General features: G+C 30.0%; 18 protein-coding genes and 1 other RNA gene. 16 read left to right on the plus strand and 3 right to left on the minus strand.

Annotation, left to right across the window (positions count from 1 at the left end):
* The first annotated feature begins 7 nt into the window (after positions 1-7).
* The 4 genes from Q0870_RS09655 (at position 8) to Q0870_RS09670 (ending at position 2171) form a co-directional block, all read left to right on the plus strand.
* Complete coding sequence (locus Q0870_RS09655; RefSeq protein WP_298555122.1) at positions 8-649, plus strand: thioredoxin family protein; 642 nt, start codon at positions 8-10, stop codon at positions 647-649.
* Between the two features lie 108 nt (positions 650-757).
* On the plus strand, positions 758-1075 hold the full coding sequence (locus tag Q0870_RS09660) for a rhodanese-like domain-containing protein (protein ID WP_298555125.1): 318 nt from the start codon (positions 758-760) through the stop codon (positions 1073-1075).
* Positions 1076-1094: 19 nt separating this feature from the next.
* Positions 1095-1493 (plus strand): rhodanese-like domain-containing protein, encoded by a 399-nt coding sequence (locus tag Q0870_RS09665; protein ID WP_298555128.1) that lies wholly within the window; start codon positions 1095-1097, stop codon positions 1491-1493.
* Positions 1494-1901: 408 nt separating this feature from the next.
* Entirely contained in the window at positions 1902-2171 is a 270-nt protein-coding gene (locus Q0870_RS09670; RefSeq protein ID WP_298555131.1) for a hypothetical protein, read from the plus strand.
* Between the two features lie 55 nt (positions 2172-2226).
* On the opposite strand, the gene ssrA is transcribed toward Q0870_RS09670, so the two are convergent.
* Positions 2227-2621: a transfer-messenger RNA gene (gene ssrA / locus Q0870_RS09675) on the minus strand.
* A gap of 215 nt (positions 2622-2836) precedes the next feature.
* Between ssrA and Q0870_RS09680 the strand changes: the two genes are divergently transcribed.
* The 3 genes from Q0870_RS09680 to Q0870_RS09690 are packed head-to-tail and all read left to right on the plus strand — an operon-like array spanning position 2837 to position 5287.
* On the plus strand, positions 2837-4039 hold the full coding sequence (locus tag Q0870_RS09680; protein ID WP_298555134.1) for an NAD(P)-dependent oxidoreductase: 1203 nt from the start codon (positions 2837-2839) through the stop codon (positions 4037-4039).
* A gap of 39 nt (positions 4040-4078) precedes the next feature.
* Entirely contained in the window at positions 4079-4858 is a 780-nt protein-coding gene (locus Q0870_RS09685) for an SDR family oxidoreductase (RefSeq protein ID WP_298555230.1), read from the plus strand.
* Between the two features lie 51 nt (positions 4859-4909).
* The gene (locus tag Q0870_RS09690) at positions 4910-5287 is read left to right on the plus strand and encodes a DUF1801 domain-containing protein (protein WP_298555136.1); all 378 of its coding nucleotides are present in this window, start codon (positions 4910-4912) and stop codon (positions 5285-5287) included.
* Position 5288: 1 nt separating this feature from the next.
* Here Q0870_RS09690 and kdsA read toward each other — a convergent pair whose 3' ends face one another.
* Entirely contained in the window at positions 5289-6107 is an 819-nt protein-coding gene (gene kdsA / locus Q0870_RS09695; RefSeq protein WP_298555138.1) for a 3-deoxy-8-phosphooctulonate synthase, read from the minus strand.
* A gap of 189 nt (positions 6108-6296) precedes the next feature.
* Positions 6297-6656: a hypothetical protein gene (locus Q0870_RS09700; protein ID WP_298555140.1), complete on the minus strand. Its 360-nt coding sequence runs from the start codon at positions 6654-6656 to the stop codon at positions 6297-6299.
* Between the two features lie 143 nt (positions 6657-6799).
* Between Q0870_RS09700 and typA the strand changes: the two genes are divergently transcribed.
* The 9 genes from typA (at position 6800) to Q0870_RS09745 (ending at position 17214) form a co-directional block, all read left to right on the plus strand.
* Positions 6800-8599 (plus strand): translational GTPase TypA, encoded by a 1800-nt coding sequence (gene typA / locus Q0870_RS09705; RefSeq protein WP_298555142.1) that lies wholly within the window; start codon positions 6800-6802, stop codon positions 8597-8599.
* A gap of 73 nt (positions 8600-8672) precedes the next feature.
* Positions 8673-8912 (plus strand): uroporphyrinogen decarboxylase, encoded by a 240-nt coding sequence (locus tag Q0870_RS09710; protein ID WP_298555143.1) that lies wholly within the window; start codon positions 8673-8675, stop codon positions 8910-8912.
* A gap of 28 nt (positions 8913-8940) precedes the next feature.
* Positions 8941-9150 (plus strand): hypothetical protein, encoded by a 210-nt coding sequence (locus Q0870_RS09715; RefSeq protein ID WP_298555144.1) that lies wholly within the window; start codon positions 8941-8943, stop codon positions 9148-9150.
* Positions 9140-10522, plus strand: coding sequence for a class I SAM-dependent methyltransferase (locus Q0870_RS09720; protein ID WP_298555145.1), 1383 nt, complete (start codon positions 9140-9142; stop codon positions 10520-10522). Before Q0870_RS09715 ends, Q0870_RS09720 begins: the two co-directional genes overlap by 11 nt.
* Positions 10522-12009, plus strand: a complete 1488-nt coding sequence (locus tag Q0870_RS09725; RefSeq protein ID WP_298555146.1) for a hypothetical protein — start codon at positions 10522-10524, stop codon at positions 12007-12009. The genes Q0870_RS09720 and Q0870_RS09725 overlap by 1 nt, the downstream gene beginning before the upstream one ends.
* A gap of 138 nt (positions 12010-12147) precedes the next feature.
* Positions 12148-13449 carry an O-antigen translocase gene (locus Q0870_RS09730; protein ID WP_298555147.1) on the plus strand — a complete coding sequence of 434 codons (1302 nt, stop codon included), beginning with the start codon at positions 12148-12150 and terminating at the stop codon, positions 13447-13449.
* Positions 13450-13514: 65 nt separating this feature from the next.
* The gene (locus Q0870_RS09735; protein WP_298555148.1) at positions 13515-14774 is read left to right on the plus strand and encodes an O-antigen translocase; all 1260 of its coding nucleotides are present in this window, start codon (positions 13515-13517) and stop codon (positions 14772-14774) included.
* 5 nt (positions 14775-14779) lie between these two features.
* Positions 14780-15616, plus strand: coding sequence for a glycosyltransferase family A protein (locus Q0870_RS09740; protein WP_298555149.1), 837 nt, complete (start codon positions 14780-14782; stop codon positions 15614-15616).
* Entirely contained in the window at positions 15613-17214 is a 1602-nt protein-coding gene (locus Q0870_RS09745) for a sulfatase-like hydrolase/transferase (protein WP_298555150.1), read from the plus strand. Before Q0870_RS09740 ends, Q0870_RS09745 begins: the two co-directional genes overlap by 4 nt.
* The last annotated feature ends 27 nt before the right edge of the window (positions 17215-17241 follow it).

The raw sequence follows: 17241 nt of genomic DNA on the forward strand, positions 1-17241 counted from the left end.
AATAATTATGAAAAAGTTAATCAAATTAGTTTCAGCTACGGTTCTTGTACTTTTTATTAGTGCTTTTACTTTAAATAAAACTAATCACAAAGGTTATGGCATTGGGGATGTAGCTGAAGATTTTTCGCTTAAAAATATTGATGGAAACATGGTGTCTTTAGCAGATTATAACGATGCTAAAGGCTTTATAATAACATTTACATGTAACACCTGCCCATTTGCTGTTATGTACGAGGATAGAATCCAAACTTTAAATGAAAAATATGCGCCAAAAGGCTATCCTGTAATTGCTATTATGCCAAATAATACAGATGTTAAACCAGGAGATGCTTTACCAGAAATGAAAAAGAGAGCTCAAGAAAAAGGCTTTACTTTTCCTTATTTAATTGATGAAAAGCAAAACGTATATCCGGAATTTGGAGCTACTAAAACGCCACATATTTATGTACTTGAAAAAACTAAAAATGGTAATGTTGTAAAGTATATTGGGGCCATTGATGATAATCATAGAGATGCTTCAGCGGTAAAAGTAAAGTATGTTGAAAATGCAGTTGATGCTTTGTTAAATGGAAAAGAAGTTCAACAAACTGAAACAAAAGCAATAGGTTGCTCAATAAAAGTTTCGAAGTCAACTAGTAGTTTCGATTAGAATTATATATAGTAAAGAAATTAAAACCGAAGTGTAATAACTTCGGTTTTTTTTCGTCTATAAGTATTAGTTGTATTAATTTTGTACAACATTAATATAATAACATACATGGAAGATTTAACACAGGAAGAATGGTCAGAACAACTTGCTAATGATGAAAATGCAGTAGTATTGGATGTACGTACTGATGCTGAGGTAGCAGATGGAATTATTGCTAATGCCATTCATTTGGATATATATAAAGGTCAAGAGTTTATTAATGAGATTGAAGACCTTGATAAAAGTAAAAATTACTATGTGTATTGTCGTTCTGGAAATAGGAGTGGACAAGCATGTCAAATTATGGAACAACTTGGTTTTGAAAACGCCTATAACCTTGAAGGTGGTATGCTAGATTGGACTGGAGATGTAGTTGATTTTAAATAAATAGTATTGAATTGTTTTTATGAAACATTTTTTAATATTTACATTTATACTATTAAATATATTGTTTTTTAGTTGTCATACTTCGACGAATAAAAACGTTACTAATCTTTCTCCAGAAGAATTGAAACAAATCTTAATTAATAATGATTCTATACAGCTCGTTGATGTAAGAAAACCAACTGAATATGTTGCTGGACATATACCTAAGGCGATAAGCATCAATTATTTTTCTAATGATTTTGCAAAAAGCATAGGTAAGCTAAATAACAAAAAACCAGTTTATATTTATTGCCGCTCTGGTAAACGCAGTGGTAAAAGTGTTATTGAGTTTAAGAAAGCTGGCTTCACCAAAATTTACAATTTAAAAGGTGGGATTTTAAATTGGCAATCAAAAGGTTTTGATATTCAAATTAAGTAATAACAGTATCTATATTCTTTAAAATAATCCTAAAGATGTATCCTAATTAATTTATGCAATGCGATTCAGTATCATTTGTCTACATAGGGTTTTATGAAAAAATTAAGACAGAGTTTGACGAGAAAAATGGGCAAATAGTTAATAAGTATGGGTCAAATAATATTTTCTAATTCATAGGGTTAAATACAATCTTATAATGTACATATAAGAGTAAGATATTGGTTGTTTTAATATAGCATCCTTTTTGCTTTTTTTGCACATTCAACTAGTTTTTTAAGTACTTCACCTTTTTTATTTTTAATAGATTACGAATTTTACTTATTTTGTTATAAAGATTGTCATTTTATTAACAAATTATTAATTTAATGGTTTCTTTATAAGATTTTACTAATTAATAGCATTTAAATAATGGACAACGGTTTCATCATATTAGGAATTATTGCTCTTCTATTCTTGAGTATGTATGGGTTCTCATATCTTTCTGTAGCTAGAGAGAAAATGAGTCAAAAAAAAGAACAGCAAAAAGAGTTAGAAAAAGCAGGGTTAAGACGTCAAGCTCGTATTAAAAATCAAGAAATTATTGATGAAAGAGTAAGAAAGTTTAATCAAAGAAAAGAAGAAATACAACATGAATTAATGTTGTTAAATAAGATGAAAGAAAAGCAAAAAGTAAGTTAATAAATTTGTTTTTCTTTATAAAAAAAACCTGTAAGCTATAGCTTACAGGGTTTTTTTGTGGAGTCGGAGAGAATCGAACTCTCGTCCAAACAAGTAACCAAAGAGCTTTCTACACGTTTATTCTATTCTTAGGTTTTCGATTATAAGCTGGTTACAGACAACCCACTTATAACTTATCTTCTTTAGTTTCAAAAAGGCATCAAAGCGCTACCTAATCTATATTGACATTTACGATGCCTCAAAATGGAACGCCGTCAATCAAGGCTTTCCGGAGACATAAAGCTTGTACACCTTGTGTACCTAGGCTAATTCTACTATAATTCGAATTATGCAGCTAAAGCGTAGTTATTCTCGCCGTTTAAAATTTGGTCTAGCCTTTAACGTGTTTCAATGCCATTACACGACGTGCTTACCGTTCAATTAATCTCGCTGTCAAAACCAGTCGACCCCATTATTAATAAAATAGTAATTTGGGCGTTACCCTAAAAAGGGTCAGGCTTTCGGTAGTCGCTTTTTTTGAGAAAAACAAAAAAGAGCTTCAACAATGCCTCAATCCTTAACGCGGGCAGCAAAGGTATCAAAAAACTTTGTTTACCACTTCAAATCTATTACTTTTAGTCAAAATTTATACCAAAACATATTAGTGTCAGTTAAAAATTAACTTTATGAAGTTTGCTATAATTAAAGAACGCAAAAACCCACCAGACCGTCGTGTGGTATTTTCACCATCAAAATTAACAGAAACAAAAGCACAATTTCCAGAAGCCACTTTTAAAGTAGAATCGTCTGATATTAGAGTATTTCCAGATGAACAATATAAAAACGCAGGATTTGAAGTAACACAAGATGTTTCAGACTGTAACGTAATGATAGGCGTAAAAGAAGTTCCAATTGATGCACTAATTCCAAACAAAAAATACTTTTTCTTTTCGCATACCATAAAAAAACAACCTTATAATCGTAAGCTATTAAAAGCCATTTTAGAGCAAAACATCGAGTTGTATGACCATGAAACTATAGTAAACGAAAAAGGATTCCGTTTAATAGGTTTCGGACGTTATGCGGGCATAGTGGGCGCATACAATGGATTCCGGGCATGGGGCTTAAAGTTTGATACATGGAATTTACCAAAAGCAGGCCCATTACCAAATCAAGCAGCACTTATAGATGAATTGAATAACATCAAATTGCCAAACATAAAAATACTTTTAACAGGTAGCGGAAAAGTGTCAAACGGTTCTCAAGAAATGTTGGATGCCATGAATATTAAACATGTTACCGTTCAAGATTATTTAAACAAGACTTTTAACGAACCGGTTTATTGCAAAATAGACGTGCTAGATTATAATAAACGAAAAGACGGTAAGGTTATCAATAATGTAGATTTTTTCAATAACCCTCAAGATTACGATTCCAATTTTATGCGTTTCGCTAAAGTGACCGATTTTTTTATCGCAGGTCATTTTTATGGAGATGGTGCGCCTTATTTATATACTAGAGCTGATGTGAAATCGGTAGATTTTAATATTAAGGTAGTGGCCGATATAAGTTGCGATGTTGATGGCCCAGTAGCTACAACTCTAAAAGCTTCTACCATTGCTAATCCAATTTATGGCTACGACCCAGAAACCGAAAAAGAAATAGATTATAAAAACGATAAAGCCATAACGGTTATGGCAGTCGATAATTTGCCTTGTGAATTACCCCAGGATGCAAGTGAAGGTTTTGGTGATATGTTTTTAAAATATGTAATTCCAGCTTTTTTTAATAATGATGAAAATGGCATTTTAGAAAGAGCAAGAATGACTGCCAATGGGAAGCTGACAGAAAAATTCTCGTATTTACAAGATTATGTAAATGGAAACTAATATTTTTGTAATGAGTTTAACGTTAAAATTACTTTCATAATTAAGACGGCATTAGTAACAGGCGCGGCTTCAGGATTAGGCTATGAGTTAACACTTTTATTAGCAAAAGATGCTTATAAATTAATACTAGTGGATGTTGATGCTGAAAATTTAGCAAAAACTAAAGCTGAATTAGAGAAAAACTTTAGCGTAGAAGTTATTGCTTTAGCTAAAGATTTAAGCCTCCCAAATATAGCCCAGGACATTATAGATGATATAGATAATACACAAATAGATGTATTAATAAACAATGCAGGGTTTGGTTTATTTGGCTCATTTGCAGAAACTGATTGGGAGCGCGAATCGGCCATGCTACATGTACATATTATAACTGCAACACATTTAACAAAATTGGTGTTAGATGGTATGATTAAGCGTGGTTCAGGGCAAATTTTAAATATGTCTTCTCTAGCGGCTTTCCAGCCTGGTCCGCTTATGTCGATTTATTACGCCTCAAAAGGTTACATGTTATCGTTTTCGGAGGCTATAGCAAATGAGCTTAAAGGTACTGGCGTAACGGTAACTGCTTTGTGTCCAGGGCCAACAAAGACAGCTTTTCAAGAAACCGTTTCTGAGAATACTTGCGATAATAAAATAAAATTCAACATGGCTTCGGCTAAAGAAGTTGCCCTTTACGGATATAAGGCTATGTTAAAGGGTAAAACGTATGCTATTCCTGGCGGATTTAATAAATTCTTGGCAACTATTCCAAGGTTTATTACTCGAAATGCGGCTACCTCTATTGTTAGAAAAATTCAATTAAAAAACAGAGAAAATTAGTTTTTTAACTTAGATATAGAAATTTGTTAAGTTTGAAATAAAATAAGTTTAGTGAAACCTGTTGACGAATATTTCATAAATCAAAAAGAGCCATATCAATCCATTATGCTTTATGTTAGAGATGTAATTTTACATTCCTTACCAGAAGTTGAAGAACGCTATAGTTACAAAATCCCGTTTTATAATATTGGCAAAAAGCCAATGATTTATTTAAATATTCTGAAAGGTAAGGATTATGTTGATATTGCTTTTGTTCAAGGCATTTTGCTTGAAAAAGAGTTTCCTGTTTTGAAAAATGATAATAAACGAAAGCAAGTGCGTTCTATTCAACTAAAAGAACTAGAAGATTTAGACCAAGAAAATTTCACAGCCTTATTACACGCGGCGTCTAAATTATTAAAAGAAAGTAAAAGGGCTTGGTTTATATAAATTATAGGCCATTTACTGTTTTCCTAATAGCTACTAAGTTTGTTAATAGTTTTTCCAAATTATTTAAATGTAACATATTAGCCCCGTCGCTTTTTGCGTTTGCTGGATCGAAATGTGTTTCTATAAACAGACCATCTACATGATTTACAACGCCTGCTCTGGCTATGGTTTCAATCATATCTGGGCGTCCGCCTGTTACTCCTGCTGATTGATTTGGTTGTTGTAGGGAATGGGTAACATCTAACACGGTTGGTGCCATTTCTCGCATGGTTGGGATGCCTCTAAAATCTACAATCATGTCTTGGTAGCCAAACATGGTGCCTCTATCTGTAATCCACACTTTGTTGTTTCCGGCGTCTTTTACTTTTTGTACAGCGTGCTTCATGGCTTCTGGGCTCATGAATTGTCCTTTTTTTAGGTTGACAACTTTACCAGTTTTGGCTGCTGCTACTACTAAATCGGTTTGGCGTACTAAAAATGCTGGTATTTGTAATACATCTACATATTGTGCTGCTTGATGTGCATCTGATACTTCGTGGATATCTGTCACGGTTGGTACATCAAAAGTTTCGGATACTTTTCTAAGAATTTTTAAGGCTTTCTCGTTTCCTATTCCTGTAAAACTGTCTATTCTGCTACGGTTTGCTTTTTTAAAACTGCCTTTGAATATATATGGAATTTCTAATTTATTTGTTATAGAAATTACTTTTTCGGCAATGCGTAATGCCATGTCTTCGCCTTCGATGGCACATGGTCCACATAATAGAAAAAAGTTATTGGAATTGGTGTGTTTTAGTTTTGGAACTTCAGTAAGGTTCATTTGCTTAAAAATTTAAGCTGTAAAGTTAGCAAAATTGCTTTGAATTTGCTGAATTATAATTGGTTTTGGCGGATTTGCCCGCGTTAGGGATTGCAGAGGAAAGCCCACAGCCCGATTCCGATAGTTATCGGGAGAGGTGCGAGGACTTGTAACGGAAAGCCCGACCTTTTAGGGTAACGCTCTAATATTTTAATATGTTTTATTTAGGCTATTTTTTATAATCCATAATGCCATAATGAAGCTTGCGAAAACGAATAATCCGCCATACATCATAAGGTGTTTTATAGGACTTGAAAGGGATACAATTTGTAAGCTATCTGACAAAAAGGCTAGTATTAAATAGGATGAAATACAGACGAATGTTATGCCTAATGTGAAATTTAATTTTCGATTTGGCCTGATTATTTGCCATAAAAACGGAATGGCGAAGAATAAAATGGGGTATGCGGTAATACCTTCGCTTTGGTTAACTATAGTAAACCAATACGCTGAAACAGCAATAAAATAGAGGTGAGGGATGAGTTTTGTGAAACGAGAGATTAGGGACATGTTACATGTTTTTTAATTCACTAGGTTGATAATTATATAAAAATAACGAAAACATGAGTTGAAAATTATAATAGCTAATAATTATAACATATTTTTAACTAAATAACACGTACCTTTGCACGCGCTTAAAATAAGGCACTATTATGGCTAATATTAAAAACATTGCAATTATTGCACACGTAGATCACGGTAAAACTACTTTGGTTGATAAAATTATGTATCACTGTCAATTATTTCGTGAAAACGAAAACACAGGTGATTTAATTCTTGATAATAACGATTTAGAACGTGAAAGAGGTATTACTATTACTTCTAAAAACGTTTCGGTGATTTATAAAGACACTAAAATTAATATTATTGATACACCAGGTCACGCCGATTTTGGTGGTGAAGTTGAGCGTGTTTTAAACATGGCTGATGGTGTTTTATTATTAGTGGATGCCTTTGAAGGTCCCATGCCACAAACACGTTTTGTATTACAAAAAGCGATTGATTTAGGTTTAAAGCCTTGTGTGGTTGTAAACAAAGTTGATAAAGAAAACTGTACACCTGATATTGTACATGAAAAAGTTTTTGACTTAATGTTTGAACTTGGTGCTGAGGAGTGGCAATTAGATTTTCCAACCGTTTATGGTTCTGCAAAGAACAATTGGATGAGCGATGATTGGCAAAATGAAACTGAAAATATTGAGCCATTGTTGGATATGGTAATTGAGCATATTCCTGAGCCTAAAATTGAGGAAGGAACTACACAAATGTTGATTACTTCTTTGGATTTTTCGTCTTTTACTGGTCGTATTGCAATTGGACGTTTAACTCGTGGAGAATTAAAAGTTGGTCAGAATATATCTTTAGTTAAAAGAGATAAAAGTATTGTGAAATCTAAAATTAAAGAACTGCATATTTTTGAAGGCCTTGGTAGATTAAAAGTAGATGAGGTTCAAACTGGTGATATTTGCGCCATTGTAGGTTTAGAAGGTTTTGAAATTGGTGATACTGTTGCAGATTGGGAAACTCCTGAGGGTTTAAAGACTATCGCTATTGATGAGCCAACCATGAGTATGTTGTTTACAATTAACGATTCGCCTTTCTTTGGTAAAGACGGAAAGTTTGTAACATCTAGACATATCAAAGACCGCTTAAATAAAGAACTTGAAAAGAATTTAGCACTTAGAGTTGAAGAAACTGATAGTGCAGATAAATTTATGGTTTTTGGCCGTGGCGTATTACACTTATCGGTTTTAATTGAAACCATGCGCCGTGAAGGTTACGAATTGCAAATTGGTCAGCCACAAGTTATCATTAAAGAAATTGATGGTGTAAAGTGTGAGCCTGTTGAGGAAATGACTATTGATTTACCTGAAACAGTTTCTGGAAAAGCTATAGAAATGGTAACGATGCGTAAAGGTGAAATGCTAAGTATGGAAGCCAAAGGCGATAGAATGGTTTGTGAGTTTATTGTACCATCAAGAGGTATAATAGGTTTGCGTAATCAATTGTTAACAGCTACAGCTGGTGAGGCAATTATGGCACATCGTTTTAAAGAATATCAACCTTTAAGAGGAGGTATTCCAGAAAGACAGAATGGATCTTTAGTATCTATGGAAAAAGGTCAAGCAATTCCTTATTCTATTGATAAATTACAAGATAGAGGTAAATTTTTTGTTGACCCAGGTGAAGATATTTATGAAGGACAAGTGATTGGTGAAAACTCTCGTGGTGATGATATGACGGTTAATGTAACTAAAACTAAAAAGTTGAGTAACGTACGTTCTTCTGGAGCCGATGATAAGGCCAAAATTGTTCCAGCAATTAAGTTTTCTTTAGAAGAAGCTTTAGAATATATTCAGAAAGATGAGTATGTTGAAGTGACACCAAAATTTTTACGTTTACGTAAAATCTATTTAACAGAAGTAGATAGAAAGCGTAATAAATCAATATAAATTTATTACATTAGTTCAAGATTTTTAAAAGAGAAATTCTAAATAGAGTTTCTCTTTTTTCATGACAGTAAATATGGAATTATTTGGGATTACTGGTACAGAATATATTGGCTATTTAGCATCATTAATGATACTTGTGTCTTTTACGATGAAAAATGTGAAAAAATTGCGTCTTGTAAATATGGCAGGATGTGTTTTATTTATAATTTATGGATTTTTAATGCCAACCATAAGAATTGGATTGCCTATTATAATTGCAAATGCTGCAATTTTATTTGTTAATTTATACTACTTGTTCATTAAGCAAGAATAGAGTTTATTATATTTACAAAAAAATAATTATGAATTTTCTTTATTTCGATCCAGCAATAGGAGCAATGATTGTTCAAGCAATAGTTGCAGCAGTAGCAGGAGTGCTATTGTTTTCTAAAAATTTATTGTTTAAAATTAAACTGTTTTTAGGAATTGTAAAGACAACTGATAAAGACTTGTTTGATGATATTGATATTGAAAAGTCTGATATAGAAAACAAAAAGTCTAGTGACTCATAAGCCATCTCATCCATCTTCATTTAGAGATCCTTCAGGTTATGTTTATATAGACGAAGGCGTTGTTAAAAGAGCTATAAACCCTATTTATTTTAAACAATACGCTGCACTTAAAGACTCTGGTTTTTTTGATAAATTATTTAATAATAAAGTATTAATTTCTCATAAAGAGTTATCAAAATCTCACACAGAAATTATTATTCAGCCAGAGCAAATCCCCTTTATAACATATCCTTATGAATGGAGTTTTAACCAGTATAAGGAAGCTGCATTATTAACTCTTAAAATACAAAAGTTTAGCTTAGAAAATGGGTTTTCACTAAAAGATGCTTCGGCATTTAATGTTACATTTCATAATGGGAAAGCCATTTTTATTGATACCCTTTCATTTGATTTTTATGCTAAAAACACCCCCTGGAGAGCCTACAAGCAGTTTGTAACTCATTTTTTAGGACCATTACTTTTAGCGCATTATCATGGCTCGCAATCTCTCAAGTTAATGAGCGAATTTTTTGACGGGATTCCTTTAAAAATGTTGGCGTCAATGTTGCCTTTCAAATCAAAACTAAGCCCTTTTCTTTATACGAATATTCATTTGTTGGCAAAATTTGAGAACAAGCATAGTGAAGATTATAAAGGTAACGCTAAAGTAAAACCGTTATCAAAAAAAGCACAATTAAATATTGTAAAAACCTTATATAGTTATATTAAAAAATTAGAACTTAAAGAAGATTCTGAATGGGGGAACTATTATAATAAAATAAATTATAGTGATGCGGCTTTTAATTTAAAGGCAAAAACTATAGATTCTTGGATAACTAATTTAAAACCAGAAAAAATAATTGATATTGGTGGAAATGACGGCGCTTTTGTAAGACAAATTACTCATAGACTTGAACAGGCATTAGTTTGTGATATAGATAATAATGCGGTTGATTTTAATTATGTAAAGGCAAAAACAAACAAAGAAAACTACATGACTCCTTTTGTATTAGATGTACTTAATCCATCTTCGGCAATAGGCTTTAATAATAAAGAACGGTTTTCGTTTATACAACGGATACAAAAATTTACTCCAGATGTTACATTGGCTTTGGCAGTAATACATCATATATCTTTATCAGGCAATGTAGCGTTTAATATGTCGGCTAGTTTTTTTGCATCTTTTTCCAAATATTTAATTATTGAGTTTCCTAAGAAAAATGATTCGTGGGTAGAACGTTTGTTAAATTCTAAAGCAGAATTTAAAGATCATTTTAGTTCTTATTCCATTGAAAATTTTGAAAAATCTTATGCTATTTTTTTTGATATTATAGAAAAAAAAGAAATTGATGATACCAAAAGAGTGCTATTCTTATTAAAAAAACAAAGGTAATGATTGAGTTAAGAACTCGTATAATTAAATTTTTAGATAGTAAAAAGCAATTCCCAATTATTGCCGCGGTTGCAGCTGGACTATATCCTTTATTATTTTATTATAATACCAATTTTACTTTAGTAAATTCTTGGACTCAATTTGCGTTTTTTTTAGCTTGTTATATTGTAATTCCTATTATAATATTTATAATTTCCTATGCTTTATTTAAAAAATTCGATAAGGGAGGCAAATATATAAGCTACGTAATTCCTGTACTAAATTTTACAGCGTTTACTTATTTTGTAATATTATCTACTTATGGTTTTAAAAATAAATGGCTATTTTTATTTTTGTTGGCTGTTTTTTTTCTAGCCATTCTTATTAAGAATCACATTAATAAAATAATTGTATTTCAGTTTTTATTGGCTTTATTTGTTTTTATAAAACTTCTTCCAGACTTTCATAAAGTTGCAACGTATTCTGCTACGTGGCAAGAACAACCAGATAATATAGAAGACGTTATATTTAAAAAGAAACCAAACATTTACATAATTCAACCAGATGGGTATGCTAACTTTTCAGAATTAAAAAAAGGTTACTACAGCTATAATAATAGTAGTTTTGAAAATTTTTTAAAAGATGAAAATTTTAAACTTTATAATAATTATAGAAGTAATTATGGGTCTACTTTAAGTTCTAATAGTTCAATGTTTTCTATGAAACATCACTATTATAATAATACCACAACAAGTAGCAAAGAATTATATAATACCAGAGAAATTATTGTTGGAGATAACCCAGTAATTTCAATTTTAAAAAAGAATAATTATAAAAATTTTCTATTACTTGAAAGACCATATTTATTGGTTAATAGACCTAAGGTTGGTTATGATTATTGTAATATAGATTTTAGTGAAATTTCATTCTTAGCCAGAGGTTTTGAGATTGAAAAAGAAGTTATTAGTGAATTAGAGCACGCAATAACCGAAAATGTTTCTACTAATAATTTTTATTTTATAGGTTTGATGCGACCTAGTCATATATCTGTAAATAAAAATGAATCAAAAGGTATAAAGAAGGAGCGCGAAACTTATTTAAAAGATTTAGAAAAAGCTAATAAGTCCTTAAAAGAAATTTTAAAAATAATTAAAGAAAAAGACACTAATAGTTTAATTGCAATAGTTGCTGATCATGGCGGGTTTATAGGATTAAATTATAGCATGGAAACTCATGTAAAACAAACAGAAAGGGATATTATTTATTCTATTTATACATCAGCTTTAGCTATAAAATGGCCAGATAGTGTACCTTCTTTTGATGTTAAATTGAATACATCTGTAAATTTATTTAGGGTTTTGTTTTCTTATTTGAGTGAGAACGAGTCTTATTTAAATTATTTAGAAAAAGATAAAAGTTTTGCATTAATAAAAGAGGATGCACCTTATGGTGTTTATGAATATATAGATGAAAACGGTAATACTATTTTCAATAAATACAAAGAATAAACGTTAAGTAATCTAATGGTTAAGCGGATATGTCATTAAATGATTTTGTATATTTAGTTTATTAAGAAAAAACATACATTTTGCTTTTGTTTTGTTTAAAAAATTAACCTTTTTGAAGAAAATTAAAATTCATATTAATTGAAAAAATTAATACATTATATTAACAGTAAGGTTTTAGTAAAGATTGCCTCATTGCAAACCACCTCTGTATTAACTAGAATAATAGCTGGAATATTAACCTCAAAAGCTATTGCTTTATTTATTGGAGCGGAAGGTTTGGCTTTAATCGGTAATTTAAGAAACTTTGTTAGTGCTTTTCAAACTATAGCAACTTTTGGATTTTATAAAGGAGTTGTTAAATATGTTTCTGATTTTAAGGATGATACGATAAAACTTAGTAAAACACTTTCTACAGTTTATTACACGGGTTTTATTTCTACTGTTGTAGTTTCCTTTTTTTGTTATTTTAGGGCAGAATGGATTAATGACGTCATATTTCCTACTTATAATGACTATGCTTATGTTGTTCAAATCTTTGCCATAGTACTTCCTTTTTATGCTTTAAATATGTTCACCTTTTCTATAATGAATGGGTTCTCTAAGTATAAAATACTTATTATCATTAATATAATTGGTCAGATACTAAGTGTTTCAATTGCATTACTTTTAATTTATCAAAATAAGATAGATGGAGCTTTAATCTCTGTTGTTATTGCCGAGTCTTTAATATTCTTAATCACGCTTGTTGGTATTATTAATAGAAAAAGCTTAGTTGACCAAATAAAAGTTAGCAATGTAAGCTACGATATATTTAAAAAAATGAGTCCATACTCATTAATGGCTCTTTTTTCGGCTGTTTTATTGCCGTTTGTAGCTATTGCAATTAGATCTTATATTATTGATAATTTAGGTTATAAAGATGCCGGTTTTTGGGAAGCTATGACAAGGATATCTAACTATTACTTAATGTTTGTTAGCTCTTTAATTGTATTATATCTTTTACCAAGGTTCTCTGAAATAAATGGTATTAAAGCATTTAAAAAAGAAGTATTAAGTTTTTATAAAACAATAATACCCCTAATGGTTGGCGGATTGTTTCTGATATATTTGTTAAGGCATTATATTGTGTTAATTATTTTTTCTGAGGAATTTGAGCCTGTAGAAGATCTGTTTTTATGGCAACTTTTAGGAGATTTTGTTAAAATACTTTCGATTATAATTGCTTATCAATTTTTAGCAAAAAAAATGTTTTGGCATTATATATTAACCGAAGCTTTTCTAGTGATAATTTTATATACTACAAGTGTTTATTTTATTGATTTATTAGATAATGTTGAAGGTGCTGTAATTGCTCATTTTATTAGTTACCTAATGTATTACGGTATTATTTTACTTATTTTTGGAAGCTCGCTTTTTGGTTTAGAGGGTCAAAAAGAATAAAGGTCTTATTGTTAATTTACTAAGCTAAATTATTGAACATACCAAGTTTCATAAAAAACAATTTATTGTTAAAGGTTACTTCTGCTAATACTTTGTTGGTTTTAGTAAGGATGGTGTTTTCTTTAATATCTCAAAAGGCTTTGGCTATTTTAGTTGGAGCTGAAGGTATTGCTTTAGTTGGTAGCTTTAAAAATGTAGTAAGCTTTTTTGAGAAGTTCTCTGTTTTAGGTGTCTCAAATGGTTTGGTAAAATATATCTCAGAATATAAAGAGGATAAAGAAAAACTAAATCAATTATTTTCAACTACTTTTTTATTTAGTGCAGTTGCAACTATACTATCTTTTAGTATTCTTTTTTTTGGAGCTAATTACATCAATCAACTAGTGTTTGGAGATGGTAGAGACTTTGTGGTAGTATTTAAAATTTTAGCATTTGTTATTCCATTTTTCGCTCTAAATGCTATAATAAATGCACTTTTAAATGGGCTTTCAGCCTATAAAATATTTACCAAAGCCACATTTGGAGTTGTTGTAATAAATACAGTTTTAATAGTTGGTTTTACAATTAAATACGCACTGTATGGGAGTTTATTAGCCATTGTGTTAATTCCCATTATACAGTTTGTCTATTATTTTGCGCTTACTTATAAAACGAGTTTTACGTACATAAATCTAAAACGGTTAAGCTTAAATTTAAATTTTAAGAATAAGCTACTTTCCTATAGTTTAATGACTATTTTGGTAGTGCTGTTTAGTAATATTAATGATATAGCTATAAGAAGATTAATTGAGCATAAAGTAAGTATCATAGATTCTGGATATTGGACGGCTATGAACTCTATATCAAAAACATATATGCAATTTACAGCGGCTATTTTTCCACTTTATATATTACCAAAATACGCTAAAATTACTGACACGTTCAATTTTAGAAAAGAAGTAAAACATATATATAAAATGTTATTACCCTTGTTAGTCATTGGTCTTTTTTTAGTGTTTTTATTAAAAACGCAAATTATTAAGCTGCTTTATACTTCAGAGTTTCTAGAAATGTCTAAACTTTTTAAATGGCAATTACTGGGTGATTTGGTTAAGTTTATAGCTTTAGTAATTGCGTATCAATTTTTAGCAAAAAAACAAACAGTAAATTTTGTAGTTACTGAACTTTTTTCCGTAATTGTTTTTTACATACTTTCAGTATATCTTATAGGTTATTATGGAACTGAAGGCGTGATAATTGCACATTTTATAAGATATATATTATACTTTATAGTAGTGTTATTTATTTTAAGACATACCTTCATGGGAAATAATAAAGCTTTGTAGTTTTTATGGAAGTACCGACTTCAAATCCTAATGTAGAGTTAGAAATTCTCGTTTCCACAATGAACCAGAATTCATTATCTTTTTTAGATAGTATGTTTCCTTATTGTGACTTATCAAGTTTACATATTTTGGTAGTAAATCAAACTAAAAAAGGGAAAGAATTGAGCTCTAGTAGTGCTAATATCAGAGTAATAAATTCTTATGAAAAAGGACTTTCGAAAAGTAGGAATTTAGCTATTGAAAATGCAGTCGGTAATATTTGTTTAATTTCAGATGATGATGTTCAATATGTTAAGGGGTTTCAAAATATTGTAGCCAAAGCCTTTGAACAGTATACAGAGGTGTCAATAATTAGATTTAAAATTGATACATTTTCTGGTCAAGCTTACAAAAAATATCCTGATAGTTCAACAGTATTAACCACAAGAAAGAGTATTAAATCTGCCTCTTCGATTGAGATAGGATTTAGGAAAAAAACTATTATTAAATATAATATAAAGTTTAATGCTATGTTTGGGTTGGGAGGTATCTTTCCTTCTGGTGAAGAGTATTTGTTTTTAAAAGATACATTAAAAAAATGTTTGAAGGTGTATTTTTATAATGAAACTATTGTAAAACACGGACATATTAGATCTACCAGTAATGCTGGAAGTGATGATAGAGTTAAAACCATAGCAGCCATTAATTACATCGATTTTAAACATTTTAGTTATTTATTAGTTCTTAAACATGTATATTTTTTGATTAAAAATAACTTTATAAAAATTAATGATGCAATATTTAAGATACAAGTAGGCTTTAAGGGTATAAACAGCTATAAGAAACTAAAAAATAAAAGATGAAAGTTTTTAATACGTTTTTTTTGAAATACCTGGTTCTTACCGTTTTGGTATTTGTTTTTGATTTAGTATTTAACCCTTTTAATTTATTTTCATTCTTTAATTTTATTGAAAATGTGGCATTTGGGGCAACTTTGGTTATTCCAATATTTTTTTTCAGTTCATCATTTTTAAAAACTATTTATTTTAAATTATCTTATATCTTTTTTGCAATATGTCTTTATGCTGAAACTGTTTATTATTATTTGTTCAAAGCATACTTTAGTCCATCATCTATTTTTGTTACTTTAGATACTAATACTAGTGAAAGTAAAGAGTTTTTGAGTTTTTATGTAGATACGCCAATTGTAATACTAGGAGTTTTATTGTTATCAATTACAGTTTTCTTTTTATTTAAAAGAAGACTTTTTTTAAAAACAATAAAAGCAAAGTCAAAGTCATATAAGCTTAAAATTGTTGCTTTATTTTTATTAGCAATTGTAGCCATAAGACAAACTCGGCTCATAAATTTCAATTTACCCTATTTAATATTAATTTCAATTGTAGATTATTCTATTGAAGCCAAAAAATTAGGGGATTATCAAAAGAATAAGGAGGGTAATTTTAAAGACGTTTTTAGGGAAGCAAAAAATGATGAAGAAGTTTATGTAGTTCTTATTGGAGAGTCTACAACACGATCTCACATGGGTATTTATAATTATCACAGAGAAACTACACCTAGGCTTGATAGTATAAAAAAGGATTTATTAATTTATGAAAATGTTATTAGCCCACATGCTTATTCAGTGGGCGCTTTAACAAAAATATTAACTTTAGGGAATTATGAAAACCCCAAACGAACAGTTGAAGGGTCTATAGTACAACTGATTAATAGTGCAGGTTTTGAAACTTATTGGGTATCAAATCAAAGACCAATTGGTGCTTTTGAGAGCTTGATTACTAAAATAAGTCTTTCATCTAATAATCATAAGTTTTTAACCACAACTGTTGCAGGTAACAGTAAGGTTTTAGACGATGCGTTATTAGAGCCTTACAAAGAAATACTAAAAAATAAGTCAAGAAAAAAAGTAATATTTCTACACATGATGGGGACACACCACCATTATGAAAATAGATACCCAAGACATTATAATAAATTTAAAGACGCCCCAAAAACTAAATTTAAGTCTCAGGATAGTTTTGAGAAAATAAATCATTATGATAATGCGATATTATATAACGATTTTATTATTTCTGAAGTTATAAAGTCCTTGGATAGCTTAGCCGTAAAAAGCTTTGTACTCTATTTTTCAGATCATGGCGAAGAAATGTATTCTAATATAAATATGGCAGGACATAATGAGGATATCTATTCGAAACAAATGTTTGATATTCCTTTTTTCTTATGGCAATCAAAAAAATATAAAGCTGAAGAAAACATATCTTTTGAAAAAAACAGAAAATATATGACAGATGATGTGTTTCACTCGCTAGCTAATTTGTTAAATATTTCAGCAAGAGAAGTAGATACTACACGTAGTATCTTTAACAAAAACTTCAAAGAAAGAACACGTGTTATAAAAGACACTATTAATTACGATACGTATTTCGAAGGACTATAGGATATTTTGTGTCTTAGTGATTTATAT

Origin of the sequence: uncultured Algibacter sp. (genome assembly GCF_947487575.1) — a bacterium.
Lineage (GTDB): Bacteria > Bacteroidota > Bacteroidia > Flavobacteriales > Flavobacteriaceae > Algibacter_B.